Consider the following 21,574-nt stretch of genomic DNA (forward strand, 5'->3'; position numbering starts at 1 on the left):
TCTGACTTCACAGGCTGCAACCAGCCTATAACGACCGGACTTACGCAGAAGCCTCCATCAGCAGTAACCGGGTGCCCCTCGGTTATTTATTGGTCTTTTGTTTGATTTGCCGCTGCCTTAACGGGTCACTCAGGTATGAGTTCATCTGGTTCTTCAGTGGCGGTTGGGCAGTTGGCTCTGCCTTAATTTTTTGTTAACAGTGCTTGGTTTTCGTCACCGTGAGTCTCTATTGAGACAGACCGACGGTGAATGTAGCCAACTATGTACAAACACGCAAGCGGGAGGCTCTGCGCCTGCGCGCCACGATCTACGCGGCCCGACCTTCACGCCTTATACCCCCGCCCGATTGAGGGTGTCACAAAACTCCAACAGCTCGTTCCCATGCTCTGAGGTCGTCATTCCCGCGAAGGCGGGAATCCAGCGCCAACGGTGGATCTCTGCCTTCTCGGGGATGACAAGGCCAGGGGGGCACCGGGCAGTAGGGTTCTGGTGGTGAGTCAGTGAGGATTCCCGCCTTCGCGGGAATGACGAGAATGAAGTCGGGAATGACGAGAATGAAGTCGGGAATGACGAGAATGAAGCCGGGAATGACGGGAGTCAATTCGTTCGCACGTTGGAGAGAGTTTTGCGACACCCTCTGGAGCATGGGAGCCAGAGTTTTGCGACACCCTCGACAGGGCGGGGAGCAGTCACGGTTTCCTCAATTTCTTTCTGCCTGACGTTAATGGACACAACCGGATTCTTTTCTATGCTTCCTGCCAATGGTATAAATCATCCCCAAGGGATGATCGAAAACTATAAATCAGGATCCGCGCATGGCTGTCGTAAAACGTATGCCCCAAAAGACCGGTCGTATCAGAACCGAGAGGGTTCGGCTGATTTTGAAAGCTGCCGAACAGGAATTTGCCCGGCATGGATTCGGGGGAGCCACAATCCAGCGTATAGCTGACCTGGCCGATTTGCCAAAACCGACTGTCTTGTATTACTTCAGTAACAAGCAGGAAATTTATGACGAAGTTCTTACCAACATTTTGAATCTCTGGAATGACAAACTGAACAACTTTCACCCAAAAGATGACCCTGCAGAGTCACTTGAGCGGTATATCCGTTCAAAGATAGAAGTCTCCAGAAAATATCCCACGGCCAGCCGAATTTTTGCCAGTGAAATCATTCATGGCTGCCAGCAGCTGTCTCCGTCCATGAAGGACTCTACCCAGCAGTGGTTTAAAAACAAAACAGAGATTTTTCAGCATTGGATGGATGAGGGCAAAATGGCCCGGGTAGAGCCCATGCACCTGATTTTTATGATTTGGGGATCGACTCAGCATTACGCTGACTATGAAAAGCAGATCTGCCTTATCATGAACAAAAAGAAACTGCCTGCCTCAACCTACGATAAAGCCGCTGACACTATCTGCGACATTGTCCTTCGTGGCTGCGGTCTGAAAGTTTGAGAAACGATAAAAATATTGTAGAGTCACAAGATAAAATGAAACGGGCAGATTAACACGCGAGTCACTGCCATAAACTGCTGTGTCGGCGGTCTATGGTAATTGGCAGCTTATTGCTCTATCCAGACCGTCCTGCTCATAACAAGAGGCAGATAATGAAAGTCTGGATAAAACACCCCCTGGCCACTTTCACCGCAAACAGTCAGGACGCCGGTAACGGCGTGGTGATTGATGAAAGCTCCGGCAAGATCACAGAACTGGTTCCTTCGGGACAGTCTCCGAAAGTCTCCTATGATCAAAGCTATGACGCTTCCGGACAGGTTCTCCTTCCCGGTTTGATCAATACTCACCACCATCTTTATCAGACCCTGACCCGCGCCTTCCCTCCAGCACTGAATAAAAAACTCTTTCCCTGGCTGCAAACGCTTTATCCTTTTTGGGCCAGACTGAAGCCAGAAATGCTGTTTAACGCCACTCAGCTGGGACTGACAGAACTGCAGCAGTCCGGTTGTACAACAGTGGCAGATCATCACTACCTTTTCCCGGAAGCACTCACAGAAGCCATTGATATTCAGGTGAAGGCCGCTGACAGTATTGGCAGCCGGGTCATGTTGACTCGGGGTTCCATGAGCCTTGGAGAGAAGGATGGCGGCCTTCCTCCCCAGACAACCGTGCAAACGGAAACAGAGATACTCGACGACTCCGAACGTCTGATTCATCGTTATCATGAGTCAGAAGAAGGGGCAAAGGTTCAAATTGCCCTGGCACCCTGCTCTCCTTTTTCAGTCAGCACAGAGTTGATGAAAGAGACCGCCAGACTGGCCCGTAAACACAATGTTCGATTGCATACTCACCTGGCTGAAACCCATGATGAAGACAACTTCTGCATCGAGCGGTTCGGTCTACGGCCACTGGATTACCTGGAATCTGTGGATTGGCTGGCTGACGATGTCTGGCTGGCCCACGGCATTCACTTCAATGACGATGAAATCAAAAGAATGGGACAGGCGGGCTTGGGCATCTGTCACTGCCCTACCTCGAATATGTTGCTGGCATCGGGCATCTGCCGTACTAAAGAACTGGCGTCTGCAGGCGCGCATGTCGGGCTGGGTGTGGATGGCTCTGCTTCAAACGACGGCTCCAATATGATGCAGGAAGTCCGTCAGGCTTTGCTGATCAATCGTCTGCGTTACGCCGCAGATGAAGTCACTCATCTCGATGCCTTGTACTGGGCAACAAAAGGTTCAGCCAGAGTGCTTGGCAGGAGCGATATTGGAGAACTGGCCGAAGGAAAGCAGGCCGACCTTGCTCTTTTCAGCCTGAATGAGTTGCGTTTCAGTGGCAGCCATGACCCACTGGCAGCACTGGTTCTTTGTGGAGGCCACAGAGCAGCTGCCGTTATGTGTGCAGGAAAGTGGCTGATTAAAGATGCAACACTGCTTCATCTTGATCAAGAGGCCATCATGGCTGCACACCAGCTTTCTGCCAGAAAGCTGGTGTCTTGAGAGGCTGTCGTAAATCTCTGGTTCCCATGCTCCAGAGATTTACGACGGGGAACGAGTTGTAGGGTATGACGGAAGTAATCAGGAAGTAGTTTCTTCTTGGATGGCTCCCGAAGACGCATTAATATTTTTCACCACTTTCCTCTGATCGCTGGAGTCAGGCCCGGAATCTTCAGGCAAAACCAGAGTCAGTAAAATAGCGGTCAGACCTCCGGTGGTAATTGCCGAGCTGAAAATGTTTTTGACCAATTCCGGCATCTGGCTCAGCACCCCGGGCACAATAGTGACGCCCAGCCCCATACCGATGGACACAGCAATGATCATTACCTGCCGACGATCAAGCGACCCTGAAGCCAGAATGCGAATACCTGAGGCAGCCACCGTGCCAAACATAACCAATGTAGCCCCACCCAGCACAGGCTTGGGAATCTGCATCAGGATGGCCCCGAGTATCGGGAAAAGTCCCATCACTAAAAACAATCCGGCAATGATATAGCCAACAAACCGACTGGCGACACCGGTCATTTGAATCACACCATTGTTCTGGCTAAATGTTGTCGTTGGAAAGCTGTTCAGGCAGGCTGCGGTCAGAGAGTTCACGCCATCAGCCAAAATTCCGCCACGAATTCGCTCAACGTATTCATCACCCTCAATTGGTTCACCCGAAAGTTTTGCTGTCGCAGTGAGGTCACCGGTAGATTCAATGGTCGTTATGACATAAATGAGAGCAATTGGAATGAATAGCTCCCAATCGAAAGTCATTCCGTATTTAAAAGGCACTGGAGGGGTAAATAATACCGAGTCCGATAATCCCTGCAGAGTCATTTTACCGGTATAAAGTGTTATCAGGCTGCCCACCAGCAAGCCAAGGAAGATCGCTGAGAGACGCACCATGGGACGAGAGCTGCGATTAAAAAAGATCACAGTCGCTAACACGGTGATGCTCACTGCAAGGTTGCTCAGTGCACCAAAATCAGGCGCATTGAAGCCACCGGCCATATCGGTCACAGCTACCTTGATCAGGCTGAGACCAATCAGTGAAATAACAATTCCGGTAATGGTTGGCGTAATGATCTTGCGCAGTTTATGGAAAAAGCGGCTCAGGACAATCTCGATAAATGCCCCGAAAAAACAAAGACCTGTCATCAGTGCAATAATCTCTTCACTGCTACCTCCCCGGCTTTTAACCACAAAACCGGCGGCAATCAGGGAACTCAAAAACGCAAAACTGGTTCCCTGAATACTCAACAGACCAGACCCCAGGGGACCAAACCGTCTGGCCTGGATAAAGGTACCTATCCCTGAGGCAATGAGCGCCATACTGATCAGGTAAGGAATATGCTCTCCCAAACCCAACACCCCACCGATGACCAGGGTCGGTGTCACAACCCCCATAAAGCTGGCTATCATATGTTGCAGGGCACTGAAAAAAGCCCGAGATAATGGCGGTTTGTCGTTTAATTGGTGGATGAGTTCGGGATTATGAGTCTGGCTATTCATGCATACTCCTGCCGTCTTTTTTTGTTATACAGAGGGAGTATTGCAATTCCTTGACCAATTGTTCAATTTTTTTGGGGTATTCAAAATAGTATGTGGATTGACTGGTTTTATGGGCCCATTGTTCAGGGGTGTACAAATACCAGCGCAACCAGCCTGCCAGGGGCGAGCCTTTCCCTCCTGAGCCTGTGACAAGCAGAAATCAATCACTTGAATTTACATCATCAAACTTTCGTTTCCGATGTTGCCTTCTGTGATTCGACAGGGCTTTCGCGTTTGGCAGGGTCTTCCGGCACTCTGGGCAAGTTTGCTCTCCGGTGTGATCTCTTCTTCTGTGATTCGACAGGGCTTGAGCGTGTGGCAGGGTCGTCTGGCACTCTGGGCAGGTTTGCTCTCCGGTGTGATATCGATTTTTGTGAACCGACAGGGCTTGAGCGTTTAGCAGGGGCTTCTGACACTGAGGGCAGATTTGCTCTCCGGTGTGATCTTTTCTTTTGTGATCCGTCAGGGCTTGAGCGCTTGCCAGGGTCTTCCGGCACTCAGGGCAAGTTCGCCCTCCGGTGTGATATTGATTTTTGTGAGCCGACAGGGCTTTCGCGTTTGGCAGGAGCTTCTGGCAATCGGGGCAGGTTTGTTCTCCGGTGTGATATTGACTTTTGTGAACCGACAGGGCTTGAGCGTTTGGCAGGGTCTTCTGGCACTCAGGGCAGGTTTGCTTTCCGGTGTGATCTTTTCTTTTGTGAATCGCCAGGTCTTGAGCGTTTGGCAGGGGCTTCTGGCACTCAGGACAGATTTGCTCTCCGGTGTGTTCTTTTCTTTTGTGAACTGCCAGGGCTTGAGCGTTTGGCAGAAGCTTATGGCACTCAGGGCAGGTTTGCTTTCCGGTGTGATTTTTTCTTTTGTGATCCCAAAGGGCTTTAGCGTTAGGTAAGGGCTTCTGGCACTCAGGGCAGGTTTGCTCTTCGGCGTGATCTTTTCTTTTGTGAAGCGTCAGGGCATGAGCGTTTGGCAAGGGCTTCTGGCAATCAGGACAGGTTCGTTCTCCGGTGTGACATTGACTTTTGTGAGTGTTCAATGAGGTTCGAGAGCTAAGTAATTTTTCACAGCCATGGTGATGACATCGGTATTTTTCGGAGCCTGCCTCCTTTTGTTTTTTCACAGAAGTTGGATTTAGTTTTAATGATGGACCGGTTGTGCTGTCAGCTCCTGAGACAACTGTCGGTGCTTCAGCAGGATGGCTTGCCGGGCCAGATTCCTGATCGCTTTTTTGCAAATAGACATCTGTTGTGCTAGCGAAAGAGTCGTCTGAGGTTGAACGACACCGGGTACTTTTGGAAGGAGCAAAGATACAGAGTCCTTTTTGATTACAACAGGGCTGTTCGTGGCAATTTTTGTCAAGGCTATGTCGGGAGTCGGTGGGCCGGCCCGAATTTTCATCATTATGGTCGTTGTCGTATAAATAATGTGATTTTTCTGAATGACTATTGAATGACTGACCGTGATCCTCTGGCCCCGTCGTCCGGGAATAGTTACCGCCACCCGTTCCATACATCAAAGTGATGATCTGAAGTTTGTTTCGCCGACAGGGTTTGTCATCGGGTAGCACGCCTGACCCTGAATATCCGTTTGTGCTGGTCATGTGTGATGATTCGTTTTGCATCAGCCTCCAGTCGGTCATTGGCATTGCAGTTAATATGCCCGGCTCAGTTTTTATAGAAAAACTCTGGCTTGTCGAAGCCCCATTCTGATAAACCTCAACGATAAAACCATAAGTCTGCGGCTCAACCGGGCAGACGAAAGGCAAAAAGGCCAATACGTACGAGAGTAGACTTTTAATACTTCTATCCTTTTTTTTCCAGGGATAGGAGCAGTGAGGATAGACGATAGGAAGTTTGGGAGTTTTTCAATGTTGGCAAACTCTATAGGAATTACAAAGCGCATATAGATAACCTACTGACGTATAATACCAATCGTGCTTTCTAACTGCCGTAATGAGCATGGAGATTTGAGTCTTGAGACAAGGCGGCGTGAGGAGTCATAGCCTTAGCTATGGCGAAGATCGCCAACGCAGGATTAGGGCTCAAATCTTCAGCGCAACGGGGAGTTAGAAAGTTCGACTGGTATAAATACGAATATTTTTTCCAATAGGGTTTAAGGGCTGCTTGCTGAAGAAGATTGCCTTCCATGTCTTTTGTCATCGGTTAACCCCATCAGGTGATAGACAGATGGACGTGAGCATTGCACTTCAGATCATGCCCAAAAGTGTGCAGTGCCTTTTCCTCCTGAGCCTGTTGCAAGCAGAAATCAATCACTTAACTTTGCATCATCAAGCTTTCGTTTTCTGTGTAGCCTTCTGTGATCCGACAGGGCTCTCACGTTTGACAGGGTCTTCTGGCACTCCGGGCAAGTTTGCTCTCCCGTGTGATATCGACTTTTGTGAGCCGACAGGGCTTGAGCATTTGGCAGGGTCGTCTGGCACTCAGGGCAGGTTTGCTCTCCGGTGTGTTCTTTTCTTTTGTGAGCCGACAGGGCTTCAGTGTTCGGCAGGGTCTTCTGGCACTCAGGGCAGGTTTGCTCTCCCGTGTGATATTTTCTTTTATGATACGACAGGGCTTTCGCGTTTCGCAGGATCTTCTGGCACTCAGGGCAGGTTTGCTCTCCGGTGTGATATCGACTTTTGTGAGCCGACAGGGCTTGAGCATTTGGCAGGGTCTTCTGGCACTCCGGGCAAGTTTGCTCTCCGGTGTGATATTTTCTTTTATGATCCGACAGGGCCTGAGCGTTTGGCAGGGTCTTCTGGCACTCAGGGCAGGTCTGTTCTCCGGTGTGATCTTTTCTTTTGTGATCCCACAGGGCTTGAGCGCTTGGCAGGGTCTTCTGGCACTCAGGGCAGGTTTGTTCTCCGCTGTGATATTTTCTTTTGTGATTCGACAGGGCTTGAGCGTTTGACAGGATCTTCTGGCACTCAGGGCAGGTTTGCTCTCCGGTGTGTTCTTTTCTTCTATGATTCGACAGGGCTTGAGCGCTTGCCAGGGTCTTCTGGCACTCAGGGCAGGTTTGCTCTCCGCTGTGTTTTTTTCTTTTGTGATTCGACAAGGCTAGAGAGTTTGGCAGGGTCTTCTGGCACTCAGGGCAGGTTTGCTCTCCGGTGTGATCTTTTCTTCTATGATTCGACAGGGCTTGAGCGCTTGCCAGGGTCTTCTGGCACTCAGGGCAGGTTTGCCCTCCGCTGTGATATTGGCTTTTGTGATTCGACAGGGCCTGACTGTTTGCCAAGGCCTTCTGGCACTCAGGGCAGATTTTCTCTCCGGTGTGTTCTTTTCTCTTGTGAATCGACAGGGCTTTCGCGTTTGGCAGGGTCTTATGGCACTCAGGGCAAGTTTGCTCTCCGGTGTGTTCTTTTCTTCTGTGAGTCAACAGGGCTTGAGCGTTTGGCAGTGTCTTCTGGCACTCAGGGCAGGTTTGCTCTCCGGTGTGTTCTTTTCTTTTGTGATCGCACAGGGCTTGAGCGTTTGGCAGGGTCTTCTGGCATTCTGGGCAGGTTTGCTCTCCGGTGTGATATTGACTTTTGTGAGCCGACAGGGCCTGACTGTTTGCCAAGGTCTTCTGGCACTCAGGGCAGGTTTGCTCTCCGGTGTGATCTTTTCTTTTGTGAACCGCCAGGGCTTGAGCGTTTGGCAGGGGCTTATGGCAATCAGGGCAGATTTGCAATCCGCTGTGATATTGACTTTTGTGAGTTTTCAATGAGCCTTGAGAGCTAAATGATTTTTCACAGTCGGGGTGATTACATGCGTATTTTTTGGGGCCTGCTTTCCTTTGTTTCTTCGCAGGAGGTGGATTTAATTTTAACGATGAACCGGTTGTGCTGTCAGCTACTGAGGCAACTGTCAGACCTTCAGCAGTATGGCTTACCGGGCCAGATTCCTGACCGCCTGTCTGCAAATAGACATCTGTTCTGCAAGCGTAAGAGTCATCTGAGGTTGAACGACACCGGGTGCTTGTGGAAGGAGCGAATATACAGACTCTCTGTTGATTACAACAGGGCTGTTCGTGGCAATTTTTGTCAAGGCTATGTCGGGAGTCGGTGGGCCGTCCCGAATGTTCATCATTATTGTCATTGTCGTATAAATAATGCGATTTTTCTGAATGTCTGTTGAATGACTGACCATGATCCTCTGACTCCGTTGTCCGGGAATAATTACCGCCGCCCGTTCCGTACATCAAAGTGATGATCTGAGGCTTGTTTCGCCTGGAGGGTTTGTCATCTGGTGGCGTGCCTGACCCCGAATATCCGTTTGTGCTGACCATTTGTGATGGTTCGTTTTGCATCAGCCTCCAGTCGGTCATTGGCATTGCAGTTAATATGCCCGGTTCAGTTTTTACAGAAAAACTCTGGCTTGTCAAAGCCCCATTCTGATCAACCTCTACGAGAAAATGGTAAGTCTGCGGCTCAACCGGGAAGACGAAAGGCAAAAAGACCCATACGTGCGAGAGTAGACTTTTAATGGTTATATCCTTTGTTTTCCAAGGATAGGAGCAGTGAGGATAGACGATAGGAAGTTTGGAAGCTTTTCAATGTTGGCAAGCGCTATAGGAATTAGAAAGCGCAAATAGATAAACTACTGACGTATAACACCAATCGTGCTTTCTAACTCCCGTGATGAGTATGGAGATTTGAGCCTTAAGACAAGGCGGCGCGAGGAGTCATAGCCTTAGCTATGGCGACGATCGCCAACACAGGATTAAGGCTCAAATCTTCAGCGCAATAGGGAGTTAGAAAGTTCGATCGGTATACATACGAATATTTTTTCCAATAGGATTTAAGAGCTGCTTGCTGAAGAAGATTGCCTTCCATGTCTTTTTATCATCGGTTCACCCCCGTAGGTGATAGATAGACAGATGGACGTGAGCATTGCACTTCAGATCATCCAAACGTATGCAGTGCCTTTCCCTCCTGGGCCTGTGACAAGCAGAAATCAATCACTTGACTTTGCATCATCAGGCTTTCGTTTTCGGTGTAGCCTTTTGTGATCCGACAGGGCTTGAGCGTTTGGCAGGAACTTCTGGCACTCAGGGCAAGTTTGCTCTCCGGTGTGATTTTTTCTTTTGTGAGCAGACAGGGCTTTTGCGTTTGGCAGGATCTTCTGGCAATCAGGGCAGGTTTGCTCTCCGCTGTGATATTGACTTTTGTGAGCCGACAGGGCTTTCGCGTTTGGCAGGGTCTTCTGGCACTCAGGGCAGACTTGCTCTCCCGTGTGAACTTTTCTTTTATGATCCGACAGGGCCTGAGCGTTTGACAGGGTCTTCTGGCACTCAGGGCAAGTTTGCTCTCCGCTGTGATATTGGCTTTTGTGATTCGACAGGGCTAGTGTGTTTGCCAGGGTCTTCTGGCACTCAGGGCAGGTTTGCTTTCCGCTGTGTTCTTTTCTTTTGTGATTCGACAGGGCTAGAGCGTTTGGCAGGGTCTTCTGGCACTCAGGACAAGTTTGCTCTCCGCTGTGATATTGGCTTTTGTGATTCGACAGGGCTTTCGCGTTTGGCAGGGCCTTCTGGCACTCAGGGCAGGTTTGCTCTCCGCTGTGATCTTTTCTTTTGTGATTCGACAGGGCTTGAGTGTTTGGCAGGCTCTTCTGGCACTCAGGGCAGCTTTGCTCTCCGCTGTGATATTGGCTTTTGTGATTCGACAGGGCTTGAGCGTTTGCCAGGGTCTTCTGGCACTCAGGGCAAGTTTGCTCTCCGCTGTGATCTTTTCTTCTGTGAGACAACAGGGCTTGAGCACTTGGCAGGGTCTTCTGGCATTCAGGGCAGGTTTGCTCTCCGGTGTGATCTTTTCTTTTGTGAACCGACATGGCTTGAGCGTTTGGCAGGGTCTTCTGACACTCAGGGCAGGCTTGCTCTCCGCTGTGTTCTTTTCTTTTGTGATTCGACAGGGCTTGAGCGCTTGCCAGGGTCTTCTGGCACTGAGGGCAGGTTTGCTCTCCGGTGTGTTCTTTTCTTCTGTGAGTCAACAGGGCTTGAGCGTTTGGCAGGGCCTTCTGGCATTCAGGGCAGGTTTGCTCTCCGCTGTGATATTGACTTTTGTGCGCCGACAGGGCCTGACTGTTTGCCAAGGCCTTCTGGCACTCAGGGCAGATTTTCTCTCCGGTGTGTTCTTTTCTCTTGTGAATCGACAGGGCTTTCGCGTTTGGCAGGGTCTTATGGCACTCAGGGCAGGTTTGCTCTCCGGTGTGATATTGACTTTTGTGAGCCGACAGGGCCTGACTGTTTGCCAGGGTCTTCTGGCACTCAGGGCAGGTTTGCTCTCCGCTGTGATCTTTTCTTTTGTGATTCGACAGGGCCTGAGCGTTTGGCAGAGGCTTATGGCAATCAGGGCAGATTTGCACTCCGGTGTGTTCTTTTCTTTTGTGATTCGACAGGGCTAAAGTGTTTGGCAGGCTCTTCTGGCACTCAGGGCAAGTTTGCTCTCCGCTGTGATATTGGCTTTTGTGATTCGACAGATCTTGAGCGCTTGCCAGGGTCTTCTGGCACTCAGGGCAGGTTTGCTCTCCGCTGTGTTTTTTTCTTCTATGATCCGACAGGGCTTGAGCGCTTGGCAGGAGCTTTTGGCACTCAGGGCAAGTTTGCTCTCCGGTGTGTTCTTTTCTTCTGTGAGTCAACAGGGCTTGAGCGTTTGGCAGGGTCTTCTGGCACTCAAGACAGGTTCGTTCTCCGGTGTGATATTGACTTTTGTGATTGTACAATGAGGTTTGAGAGCCAAGTGATTTTTCACAGCCGGGGTGATCACATCGGTATTTTTTTGAGCCTGCCTTCTTTTGTTTTTTCGCAGGAGGCGGATTTAATTTTAATGATGAACCGGTTGTGCTGTCAGCTACTGAGGCAACTGTCAGACCTTCAGCAGTATGGCTTACCGGGCCAGATTCCTGACCGCCTGTCTGCAAATAGACATCTGTTCTGCAAGCGTAAGAGTCATCTGAGGTTGAACGACACCGGGTGCTTGTGGAAGGAGCGAATATACAGACTCTCTGTTGATTACAACAGGGCTGTTCGTGGCAATGTTTGTCAAGGCTATGTCGGGAGTCGGTGGGCCGTCCCGAATGTTCATCATTATGGTCGTTGTCGTATAAATAATGCGATTTTTCTGAATGTCTGTTGAATGACTGACCATGATCCTCTGACTCCGTTATCCGGGAATAATTACCGCCGCCCGTTCCGTACATCAAAGTGATGATCTGAGGTTTGTTTCGCCTGGAGGGTTTGTCATCGGGTGGCGTGCCTGACCCCGAATATCCGTTTGTGCTGACCATTTGTGATGATTCGTTTTGCATCAGCCTCCAGTCGGTCATTGGCATTGCAGTTAATATGCACGGTTCAGTTTTTACAGAAAAACTCTGGCTTGTCAAAGCCCCATTCTGATCAACCTCTACGAGAAAATGGTAAGTCTGCGGCTCAACCGGGAAGACGAAAGGCAAAAAGACCCATACGTGCGAGAGTAGACTTTTAATGGTTATATCCTTTGTTTTCCAAGGATAGGAGCAGTGAGGATAGACGATAGGAAGTTTGGAAGCTTTTCAATGTTGGCAAGCGCTATAGGAATTAGAAAGCGCAAATAGATAAACTACTGACGTATAATACCAATCGTGCTTTCTAACTCCCGTGATGAGTATGGAGATTTGAGCCTTAAGACAAGGCGGCGTGAGGAGTCATAGCCTCAGCTATGGCGACGATCGCCAGCCCAGGATTAAGGCTCAAATCTTCAGCGCAATAGGGAGTTAGAAAGTTCGATTGGTATACATACGAATATTTTTTCCAATAGGGTTTAAGAGCTGCTTGCTGGAGAAGATTGCCTTCCATGTCTTTTTATCATCGGTTCACCCCCGTAGGTGATAGATAGACAGATGGACGTGAGCATTGCACTTCAGATCATGCCCAAACGTATGCAGTGCCTTTCCCTCCTGGGCCTGTGACAAGCAGAAATCAATCACTTGTTTGCATCATCAAGCTTTCGTTTTCGGTGTCGCCTTTTGTGATTGGACAGGGCTTTTGCGTTTGGAATGATCTTCTGGCACTCAGGGCAGGTTTGCTCTCCGGTGTGTTCTTTTCTTTTGTGATTCGACAGGGCTAGAGTGTTTGGCTGGATCTTCTGGCACTCAGGGCAAATTTGCTCTCCAGTGTGATCTTTTCTTCTGTGAGTCAACAGGGCTTGAGCGTTTGGCTGGGTCTTCTGGCACTCAGGGCAGGTTTTCTCTCCAGTGTGATAACGACTTTTGTGAGCTGACAGGGCTTGAGCGTTTGCCAAAGTTCTCTGGCACTCAGGGCAGGTTTGCTTTCCGGTGTGAACTTTTCTTTTGTGAACCGACAGGGCTTGAGCGTTTGGCAGGGCCGTCCGGCACTCAGGGCAGGTTTGCTCTCCGCTGTGATATAAACTTTTGTGAACCGACTGGGCTTGAACGTTTGGCAGGGCCTTCTGGCACTCAGGGCAGGTTTGCTCTCCGCTGTGATCTTTTCTTTTGTGATCCGACAGGGCTTTCGCGTTTGGCAGGATCTTCTGGCACTCAGGGCAGGTTTGCTCTCCACTGTGATATTGACTTTTGTGAGCTGACAGGGCTCGAGCGTTTGCCAAGGTTCTCTGGCACTCAGGGCAGGTTTGCTCTCCACTGTGATCTTTTCTTTTGTGATCCGACAGGGCTTGAACGTTTGGCAGAGTCTTCTGGCATTCTGGGCAGGTTTGCTCTCCACTGTGATATTGACTTTTGTGAGCCGACAGGGCCTGACTGTTTGCCAAGGTCTTCTGGCACTCAGGGCAGGCTTTCTCTCCTGTGTGATCTTTTCTTTTGTGAACCGCCAGGGCATGAGCGCTTGGCAGGGGCTTCTGGCACTCAGGGCAGGTTTGCTCTCCGCTGTGATATTTTCTTTTGTGATCGCACAGGGCTTGAGCGTTTGGCAGGGTCTTCTGGCACTCAGGGCAAGTTTGCTCTCCGCTGTGATATTGACTTTTGTGAGCCGACAGGGCTTTCGCGTTTGGCAGGGTCTTCTGGCAATCAGGGCAGTTTTGCTCTCCGCTGTGATCTTTTCTTCTATGATCCGACAGGGCCTGCGCGTTTGCCAGGGTCTTCTGGCACTCAGGGCAGGTTTTCTCTCCGCTGTGATATTGGCTTTTGTGATTCGACAGGGCTCGAGCGCTTGCCAGGGTCTTCTGGCATTCAGGGCAGGTTTGCTCTCCGCTGTGTTCTTTTCTTTTGTGATTCGACAGGGCTTGAGCGCTTGCCAGGGTCTTCTGGCACTCAGAGCAGGTTTGCTCTCCGGTGTGATCTTTTCTTTTGTGAACCGTCAGGGCATGAGCGTTTGGCAGGGGCTTCTGGCACTCGAGACAGGTTCGTTCTCCGGTGTGATATTGACTTTTGTGATTGTACAATGAGTTTTGAGAGCTAAGTGATTTTTCACAGCCGGGGTGATGACATCGGTATTTTTTGGTGACTGCCTTTTTCTGTTTTTTCGCAGGAGGTGGATTTAATTTTAATGACGCACCTGTTGTGCTGTCAGCTTCTGAGACAACTATCGGTGCTTCAGCAGGATGGCTTACCGGGCCAGATTCCTGATCGCCTGTTTGCCAATAGAGATGTGTTCTGCAAGCGAAAGAGCCATCTGAGGTTGAATAACACCGGGTACTTGTGGAAGGAGCGAAGATGCAGACTCTCTGTTGATTACAACAGGGCTGTTCGTGGCAATTTTTGTCAAGGCTATGTCGGGAGTCGGTGGATCGGCCCGAATTTTCATCATTATGGTCGTTGTCGTATAAATAATGCGATTTTTCTGAATGTCTATTGAATGACTGATCATGATCCTCTGACTCCGTTGACCGGGAACAGTTACCGCCGCCCGTTCCGTACATCAAAGTGATGATCTGAAGTTTGTTTCGCCGACAGGGTTTGTCATCGGGCAGCATGCCTGACCCTGAATATCCGTTTGTGTTGGTCATGTGTGATGGTTCGTTTTGCATCAGTCTCCAATCGGTCATTGGCATTGCAGTTAATATGCCCGGCTCAGTTTTTATAGAAAAACTCTGGCTTGTCGAAGCCCCATTCTGATCAATCTCTACGATAAAACCATAAGTCTGCGGCTCAACCGGGCAGACGAAAGGCAAAGAGACCAATACGTACGAGAGTAGACTTTTAATGCTTCTATCCTTTGTTTTCCGGGGATAGGAGCAGTGAGGATAGACGATAGGAAGTTTGGGAGCTTTTCAATGTTGGCAAGCCCAAACGTGTGCAGTGCCTTTCCCTCCTGGGCCTGTGACAAGCAGAAATCAATCACTTGACTTTGCATCATCAAGCTTTCGTCTCCGGTGTTGCCTTTTGTGATTTGACAGGGCGCTGGGGTTTGGCAGGATCTTCTGGCACTCAGGGCAGGTTTGCTTTCCGGTGTGATATTTTCCTTTGTGATTTGCCAGAGCTTGAACGTTTGGCAGGGTCTTCTGGCACTCAGCGCAGGTTTGCTCTCCGGTGTGATCTTTTCTTTTGTGAACCGCCAGGGCTCGAGCGTTTCGCAGGGGCTTCTGGCACTCAAGACAGGTTCGTTCTCCGGTGTGATATTGACTTTTGTGAACCGCCAAGGCTTGAGCGTTTGGCAGAGGCTTCTGGCACTCAGGGCAGGTTTGCTTTCCGGTGTGATCTTTTCTTTTGTGAACCGCCAGGGCTCGAGCGTTTCGCAGGGGCTTCTGGCACTCAAGACAGGTTCGTTCTCCGGTGTGATATTGACTTTTGTGAACCGCCAAGGCTTGAGCGTTTGGCAGAGGCTTCTGGCACTCAGGGCAGGTTTGCTTTCCGGTGTGATCTTTTCTTTTGTGAACCGCCAGGGCTCGAGCGTTTCGCAGGGGCTTCTGGCACTCAAGACAGGTTCGTTCTCCGGTGTGATATTGACTTTTGTGATTGTGCAATGAGTTTTGAGAGCTAAGTGATTTTTCACAACCGGGGTGATGACATCGGTATTTTTTGGTGACTGCCTTTTTCTGTTTTTTCGCAGGAGGTGGATTTAATTTTAATGACGCACCTGTTGTGCTGTCAGCTTCTGAGACAACTATCGGTGCTTCAGCAGGATAGCTTACCGGGCCAGATTCCTGATCGCCTGTTTGCCAATAGAGATCTGTTCTGCAAGCGAAAGAGCCATCTGAGGTTGAACAACACCAGGTACTTGTGGAGGGAGCGAAGATGCAGACTCTCTGTTGATTACAACAGGGCTGTTCGTGGCAATTTTTGTCAAGGCTATGTCGGGAGTCGGTGGATCGGCCCGAATTTTCATCATTATGGTCGTTGTCGTATAAATAATGCGATTTTTCTGAATGTCTATTGAATGACTGACCATGATCCTCTGACTCCGTTGTCTGGGAATAGTTACCGCCGCCCGTTCCGTACATCAAAGTGATGATCTGAAGTTTGTTTCGCCGACAGGGTTTGTCATCGGGTAGCATGCCTGACCCTGAATATCCGTTTGTGTTGGTCATGTGTGATGGTTCGTTTTGCATCAGTCTCCAATCGGTCATTGGCCTTGCAGTTAATATGCCCGGCTCAGTTTTTATAGAAAAACTCTGGCTTGTCGAAGCCCCATTCTGATAAACCTCAAAGATAAAACCATAAGTCTGCGTCTCAACCGGGCAGACGAAAGGCAAAAAGACCAATACGTACGAAAGTAGACTTTTAATGCTTCTATCCTTTGTTTTCCAGGGATAGGAGCAGTGAGGATAGACGATAGGAAGTTTGGGAGTTTTTCAATTTTGGCAAGCCCTATAGGACTTAAAAAGCGCAGATATATAACCTACTGACGTATAATACCAATCGTGCTTTCTAACTGCCGTGATGAGCATGGAGATTTGAGTCTCAAGATAAGTCGGCGTGAGGAGTCATAGCCTTAGCTATGGCGATGATCGCCAATACAGGATTAAGGCTCAAATCTTCAGCGCAATAGGGAGTTAGAAAGTTCGACTGGTATAAATACGAATATTTTTTCCAATAGGGTTTAAGAGCTGCCTGCTGAAGAAGATTGCCTTCCATGTCTTTTGTCATCGGTTAACCCCCGCAGGTGATGGACAGATGGACGTGAGCATTGCACTTCAGATCATGCCCAAACGTGTGCAGTGCCTTTTCCTCCTGAGCCTGTTGCAAGCAGAAATCAATCACTTGACTTTGTATCATTAAGCTTTCGTTTTCGGTGTCGCCTTTTGTGATTCGACAGGGCTTGAGCGCTTGCCAGGATCTTCTGGCACTCAGGGCAGGTTTGCTCTCCGCTGTGATCTTTTCTTTTGTGAGCAGACAGGGCTTGAGCGCTTGCCAGGGTCTTCTGGCACTCTGGGCAAGTTTGCTCTCCGCTGTGATATTGGCTTTTGTGATTCGAGAGGGCTTGGGCGCTTGCCAGGATCTTCTGGCACTCAGGGCAGGTTTGCTCTCCGCTGTGATCTCTTCTTTTGTGAGCAGACAGGGCTTTTGCGTTTGGCAGGATCTTCTGGCAATCAGGGCAGTTTTGCTCTCCGGTGTGATATTTTCTTCTATGATCCGACAGGGCTTGAGCGTTTGGCAGGAGCTTCTGGCACTCAGGGCAGGTTTGTTCTCCGGTGTGATATTTTCTTTTGTGAACCGACAGGGCTTGAGCGTTTGGCAGGGTCGTCCGGCACCTAGGACAGGTTTGCTTTCCGCTGTGATATAAACTTTTGTGAATCGACAGGACTTGAGCGTTTAGCATGAGCTTCTGGCACTCAGGGCAGGTTTGCTCTCCAGTGTGATCTTTTCTTTTGTGAGCAGACAGGGCTTTTGCGTTTGGCAGGATCTTCTGGCAATCAGGGCAGGTTTGCTCTCCGGTGTGGTGTTTTCTTCTATGATCCGACAGGGCTTGAGCGTTTGGCAGAGGCTTATGGCAATGAGGACAGATTTGCACTCCGGTGTGTTCTTTTCTTTTGTGATTCGACAGGGCTTTCGCGTTTGCCAGGGTCTTCTGGCACTCAGGGCAAGTTTGCACTCCGGTGTGATCTTTTCTTCTGTGAGTCAACAGGGCTTGAGTGTTCGCCAGTGTCTTCTGACACTCAGGGCAGGTTTTCTCTCCGGTGTGATATTGGCTTTTGTGATTCGACAGGGCTTGAGCGCTTGCCAGGGTCTTCTGGCACTCGGGGCAGGTTTGCTCTCCGCTGTGTTCTTTTCTTTTGTGATTCGACAGGGCTTGAGCGCTTGCCAGGGTCTTCTGGCACTCAGAGCAGGTTTGCTCTCCGGTGTGATCTTTTCTTTTGTGAACCGTCAGGGCATGAGCGTTTGGCAGGGGCTTCTGGCACTCAAGACAGGTTCGTTCTCCGGTGTGATATTGACTTTTGTGATTGTGCAATGAGTTTTGAGAGCTAAGTGATTTTTCACAGCCGGGGTTATGGCATCGGTATTTTTTGGTGACTGCCTTTTTCTGTTTTTTCGCAGGAGGTGGATTTAATTTTAATGACGCACCTGTTGTGCTGTCAGCTTCTGAGACAACTATCGGTGCTTCAGCAGGATGGCTTACCGGGCCAGATTCCTGATCGCCTGTTTGCCAATAGAGATCTGTTCTGCAAGCGAAAGAGCCATCTGAGGTTGAACAACACCAGGTACTTGTGGAGGGAGCGAAGATGCAGACTCTCTGTTGATTACAACAGGGCTGTTCGTGGCAATTTTTGTCAAGGCTATGTCGGGAGTCGGTGGATCGGCCCGAATTTTCATCATTATGGTCGTTGTCGTATAAATAATGTGATTTTTCTGAATGTCTATTGAATGACTGACCATGATCCTCTGACTCCGTTGTCTGGGAATAGTTACCGCCGCCCGTTCCGTACATCAAAGTGATGATCTGAAGTTTGTTTCGCCGACAGGGTTTGTCATCGGGTAGCATGCCTGACACTGAATATCCGTTTGTGTTGGTCATGTGTGATGGTTCGTTTTGCATCAGTCTCCAATCGGTCATTGGCCTTGCAGTTAATATGCCCGGCTCAGTTTTTATAGAAAAACTCTGGCTTGTCGAAGCCCCATTCTGATCAATCTCTACGATAAAACCATAAGTCTGCGGCTCAACCGGGCAGACGAAAGGCAAAGAGACCAATACGTACGAGAGTAGACTTTTAATGCTTCTATCCTTTGTTTTCCAGGGATAGGAGCAGTGAGGATAGACGATAGGAAGTTTGGGAGCTTTTCAATGTTGGCAAGCCCAAACGTGTGCAGTGCCTTTCCCTCATGAGCCGGTGACAAGCAGAAATCAATCACTTGAATTTGCATCATCAAGCTTTCGTTTTCGGTGTTGCCTTTTGTGATTCGACAGGGCTTGAGCGCTTGCCAGGGTCTTCTGGCACTCAGGGCAGGTTTGCTCTCCGGTATGTTCTTTTCTTTTGTGATTTGACAGGGCTTGGGCGTTTGCCAGGGTCTTCTGACACTCAGGGCAGGCTTGCTCTCCTGTGTGACATTTTCTTTTGTGATCTGACAGGGCTTGAACGTTTGGCAGGGTCTTCTGGCATTCAGGGCAGGTTTGCTCTCCGGTGTGATATTGACTTTTGTGAGCCGACAAGGCTTTCGCGTTTGGCAGGGTCTTCTGGCACTCAGGGCAGGTTTGTTCTCTGGTATGTTCTTTTCTTTTGTGATTTGACAGGGCTTGAGCGTTTGGCACGGTCTTCTGGCATTCAGGGCAGGTTTGCTCTCCGGTGTGATATTGCCTTTTGTGAACCGACAGGGCTTGAGCGTTTGCCAGGGTCTTCTGGCACTCAGGGCAGGTTTGCTTTCCGCTGTGATCTTTTCTTTTGTGAACCGACAGGGCTTGAGCGTTTGGCAGGGTCTTCTGGCAATCAGGGCAGTTTTGCTCTCTGGTGTGATATTTTCTTCTATGTTCCGACAAGGCTTGTGCGTTTGGCAAGGGCTTATTGCAATCAGGGCAGATTTGCACTCCGGTGTGATCTTTTCTTTTGTGAACCGACAGGGCTTGAGCGTTTGGCAGGAGCTTCTGGCAATCAGGGCAGGTTTGCTCTCTGGTGTGATCTTTTCTTCTGTGAATCGACAGGGCTTGAGCGTTCGTCAGGGTCTTCTGGCACTTAGGGCAGGCTTGCTCTCCCGTGTGATATTTTCTTTTGTGATCCGACAGGGCTTGAGCGTTTGGCAGAGTCTTCTGGCACTTAAGGCAAGTTCGCTCTCCGGTGTGATATTGACTTTTGTGAGCCGACAGGGCTTTCGCGTTTGGCAGGAGCTTCTGGCACTCAGGGCAGGTTTGTTCTCCGGTGTGATATTTTCTTTTGTGAACCGACAGGGCTTGAGCGTTTGGCAGGGTCGTCCGGCACCTAGGACAGGTTTGCTTTCCGCTGTGATATAAACTTTTGTGAATCGACAGGACTTGAGCGTTTAGCATGAGCTTCTGGCACTCAGGGCAGGTTTGCTCTCCAGTGTGATCTTTTCTTTTGTGAGCAGACAGGGCTTTTGCGTTTGGCAGGATCTTCTGGCAATCAGGACAGATTTGCACTCCAGTGTGATGTTTTCTTCTATGATCCGACAGGGCTTGAGCGTTTGGCAGGGGCTTATGGCAATCAGGACAGATTTGCACTCCGGTGTGTTCTTTTCTTTTGTGATTCGACAGGGCTAAAGTGTTTGGCAGGCTCTTCTGGCACTCAGGGCAAGTTTGCACTTCGGTGTGATCTTTTCTTCTGTGAGTCAACAGGGCTTGAGTGTTCGCCAGGGTCTTCCGGCACTCAGGGCAGGTTTGTTCTCCGCTGTGATATCGTCTTTTGTGATTGTTCAATGAGCCTTGAGAGCTAAATGATTTTTTACAGCCGGGGTGAACACATCGGTATTTTTTGGAGCCTGCCTTCCTTTGTTTTTTCGCAGGTGGTGGATTTAATGCTGAACCGGTTGTGCTGTCAGCACCTGAGACAACTGTCAGACCTTCAACAGGATGGCTTACCGGGCCAGATTCCTGATCGCCTGTTTGCAAATAGACATCTGTTCTGCGAGCGAAAGAGTTATCTGAGGTTGAACGACACCAGGTACTTGTGGAAGGAGCGAAGATACAGAGTCCTTGTTGATTACAACAGGGCTGTTCGTGGCAATTTTTGTCAAGGCTATGTCGGGAGTCGGTGGGTCGGCCCGAATTTTCATCATTATTGTCGTTGTCGTATAAATAATGGGATTTTTCTGAATGTCTATTGAATGACTGATCATGATCCTCTGACTCCGTTGTCTGGGAATAGTTACCGCCGCCCGTTCCGTACATCAAAGTGATGATCTGAAGTTTGTTTCGCCGACGGGGTTTGTCATCGGGTAGCATGCCTGACCCTGAATATCCGTTTGTGTTGGTCATGTGTGATGGTTCGTTTTGCATCAGTCTCCAATCGGTCATTGGCCTTGCAGTTAATATGCCCGGCTCAGTTTTTATAGAAAAACTCTGGCTTGTCGAAGCCCCATTCTGATCAATCTCTACGATAAACCCATAAGTCTGCGGCTCAACCGGACAGACGAAAGGCAAAGAGACCAATACGTACGAGAGTAGACTTTTAATGCTTCTATCCTTTGTTTTCCAGGGATAGGAGCAGTGAGGATAGACGATAGGAAGTTTGGGGGTTTTTCAATGTTGGCAAGCCCAAACGTGTGCAGTGCCTTTCCCTCATGAGCCGGTGACAAGCAGAAATCAATCACTTGAATTTGCATCATCAAGCTTTCGTTTTCGGTGTTGCCTTTTGTGATCCGACAGGGCTTGAGCGCTTGGCAGGGGCTTCTGGCACTCAAGGCAGGTTCGTTCTCCGGTGTGATATTGACTTTTGTGATTGTTCAATGAGGCTTGAGAGCTAAATGATTTTTCACAGTCGGGGTGATCACATCGGTATTTTTTGGAGCCTGTTTTCCTTTGTTTTTTCGCAGGAGGTGGATTTAATTTTAATGATGAACCGATTGTGCTGTCAGCTTCTAAGCCAACTGTCGGACCTTCAGCAGGATGGCTTACCGAGCCAGATTCCTGATCGCCTGTTTGCAAATAGACATCTGTTCTGCAAGCGAAAGAGTCATTTGAGATTGAACGACACCAGGTACTTGTGGAAGGAGCGAAGATACAGAGTCTTTGTTGATTACAACAGGGCTGTTCAAGGCAACTTTTGTCAAG

13 protein-coding genes are annotated in these 21,574 nt (G+C 49.4%); 2 read left to right on the forward strand and 11 right to left on the reverse strand.

Going from position 1 to position 21,574, the window contains the following annotated elements:
• Positions 1 to 355 precede the first annotated feature (355 nt).
• Positions 356 to 634 carry a hypothetical protein gene (locus P6910_RS25315; protein ID WP_317144004.1) on the reverse strand — a complete coding sequence of 93 codons (279 nt, stop codon included), beginning with the start codon at positions 632 to 634 and terminating at the stop codon, positions 356 to 358.
• Between the two features lie 181 nt (positions 635 to 815).
• Between P6910_RS25315 and P6910_RS25320 the strand changes: the two genes are divergently transcribed.
• Both P6910_RS25320 and P6910_RS25325 read left to right on the forward strand, forming a co-directional pair.
• Positions 816 to 1,454 carry a TetR/AcrR family transcriptional regulator gene (locus P6910_RS25320; protein WP_317144005.1) on the forward strand — a complete coding sequence of 213 codons (639 nt, stop codon included), beginning with the start codon at positions 816 to 818 and terminating at the stop codon, positions 1,452 to 1,454.
• Between the two features lie 152 nt (positions 1,455 to 1,606).
• Positions 1,607 to 2,956 (forward strand): 8-oxoguanine deaminase, encoded by a 1,350-nt coding sequence (locus P6910_RS25325; RefSeq protein ID WP_317144006.1) that lies wholly within the window; start codon positions 1,607 to 1,609, stop codon positions 2,954 to 2,956.
• A 78-nt stretch (positions 2,957 to 3,034) separates the two neighbouring features.
• Here the strand turns inward: P6910_RS25325 and P6910_RS25330 are convergent, their stop codons facing one another.
• The 10 genes from P6910_RS25330 to P6910_RS25375 form a co-directional block, all read right to left on the reverse strand.
• Entirely contained in the window at positions 3,035 to 4,453 is a 1,419-nt protein-coding gene (locus P6910_RS25330; protein ID WP_317144007.1) for a nucleobase:cation symporter-2 family protein, read from the reverse strand.
• 199 nt (positions 4,454 to 4,652) lie between these two features.
• The gene (locus P6910_RS25335; RefSeq protein WP_317144008.1) at positions 4,653 to 6,128 is read right to left on the reverse strand and encodes a C2H2-type zinc finger protein; all 1,476 of its coding nucleotides are present in this window, start codon (positions 6,126 to 6,128) and stop codon (positions 4,653 to 4,655) included.
• Between the two features lie 626 nt (positions 6,129 to 6,754).
• Positions 6,755 to 8,797 carry a C2H2-type zinc finger protein gene (locus tag P6910_RS25340; RefSeq protein WP_317144009.1) on the reverse strand — a complete coding sequence of 681 codons (2,043 nt, stop codon included), beginning with the start codon at positions 8,795 to 8,797 and terminating at the stop codon, positions 6,755 to 6,757.
• Positions 8,798 to 9,426: 629 nt separating this feature from the next.
• Complete coding sequence (locus P6910_RS25345; RefSeq protein WP_317144010.1) at positions 9,427 to 11,793, reverse strand: C2H2-type zinc finger protein; 2,367 nt, start codon at positions 11,791 to 11,793, stop codon at positions 9,427 to 9,429.
• Between the two features lie 635 nt (positions 11,794 to 12,428).
• Positions 12,429 to 14,465: a C2H2-type zinc finger protein gene (locus P6910_RS25350; protein WP_317144011.1), complete on the reverse strand. Its 2,037-nt coding sequence runs from the start codon at positions 14,463 to 14,465 to the stop codon at positions 12,429 to 12,431.
• 288 nt (positions 14,466 to 14,753) lie between these two features.
• Positions 14,754 to 15,986: a C2H2-type zinc finger protein gene (locus tag P6910_RS25355; RefSeq protein WP_317144012.1), complete on the reverse strand. Its 1,233-nt coding sequence runs from the start codon at positions 15,984 to 15,986 to the stop codon at positions 14,754 to 14,756.
• Between the two features lie 334 nt (positions 15,987 to 16,320).
• Positions 16,321 to 16,506 (reverse strand): hypothetical protein, encoded by a 186-nt coding sequence (locus P6910_RS25360; protein ID WP_317144013.1) that lies wholly within the window; start codon positions 16,504 to 16,506, stop codon positions 16,321 to 16,323.
• Between the two features lie 106 nt (positions 16,507 to 16,612).
• The gene (locus tag P6910_RS25365) at positions 16,613 to 18,412 is read right to left on the reverse strand and encodes a C2H2-type zinc finger protein (RefSeq protein ID WP_317144014.1); all 1,800 of its coding nucleotides are present in this window, start codon (positions 18,410 to 18,412) and stop codon (positions 16,613 to 16,615) included.
• Positions 18,413 to 18,700: 288 nt separating this feature from the next.
• Complete coding sequence (locus tag P6910_RS25370) at positions 18,701 to 20,818, reverse strand: C2H2-type zinc finger protein (protein WP_317144015.1); 2,118 nt, start codon at positions 20,816 to 20,818, stop codon at positions 18,701 to 18,703.
• A gap of 288 nt (positions 20,819 to 21,106) precedes the next feature.
• Entirely contained in the window at positions 21,107 to 21,448 is a 342-nt protein-coding gene (locus P6910_RS25375) for a C2H2-type zinc finger protein (RefSeq protein WP_317144016.1), read from the reverse strand.
• Positions 21,449 to 21,574: the final 126 nt, after the last annotated feature.

This window comes from Endozoicomonas sp. 8E, assembly GCF_032883915.1.
Taxonomy (GTDB): Bacteria; Pseudomonadota; Gammaproteobacteria; order Pseudomonadales; family Endozoicomonadaceae; genus Endozoicomonas_A.

Bases quoted from the DNA above. Each gene is read 5' to 3' on its own strand.
- P6910_RS25325 (WP_317144006.1), top strand. From the start codon at position 1,607: ATGAAAGTCTGGATAAAACACCCCCTGGCCACTTTCACCGCAAACAGT.
- P6910_RS25345 (WP_317144010.1), bottom strand. From the start codon at position 11,793: ATGACCGACTGGAGGCTGATGCAAAACGAATCATCACAAATGGTCAGC.
- P6910_RS25355 (WP_317144012.1), bottom strand. From the start codon at position 15,986: ATGACCGATTGGAGACTGATGCAAAACGAACCATCACACATGACCAAC.
- P6910_RS25370 (WP_317144015.1), bottom strand. From the start codon at position 20,818: ATGACCGATTGGAGACTGATGCAAAACGAACCATCACACATGACCAAC.
- P6910_RS25340 (WP_317144009.1), bottom strand. From the start codon at position 8,797: ATGACCGACTGGAGGCTGATGCAAAACGAACCATCACAAATGGTCAGC.
- P6910_RS25350 (WP_317144011.1), bottom strand. From the start codon at position 14,465: ATGACCGATTGGAGACTGATGCAAAACGAACCATCACACATGACCAAC.
- P6910_RS25330 (WP_317144007.1), bottom strand. From the start codon at position 4,453: ATGAATAGCCAGACTCATAATCCCGAACTCATCCACCAATTAAACGAC.
- P6910_RS25335 (WP_317144008.1), bottom strand. From the start codon at position 6,128: ATGACCGACTGGAGGCTGATGCAAAACGAATCATCACACATGACCAGC.
- P6910_RS25365 (WP_317144014.1), bottom strand. From the start codon at position 18,412: ATGACCGATTGGAGACTGATGCAAAACGAACCATCACACATGACCAAC.
- P6910_RS25320 (WP_317144005.1), top strand. From the start codon at position 816: ATGGCTGTCGTAAAACGTATGCCCCAAAAGACCGGTCGTATCAGAACC.
- P6910_RS25360 (WP_317144013.1), bottom strand. From the start codon at position 16,506: ATGACAAAAGACATGGAAGGCAATCTTCTTCAGCAGGCAGCTCTTAAA.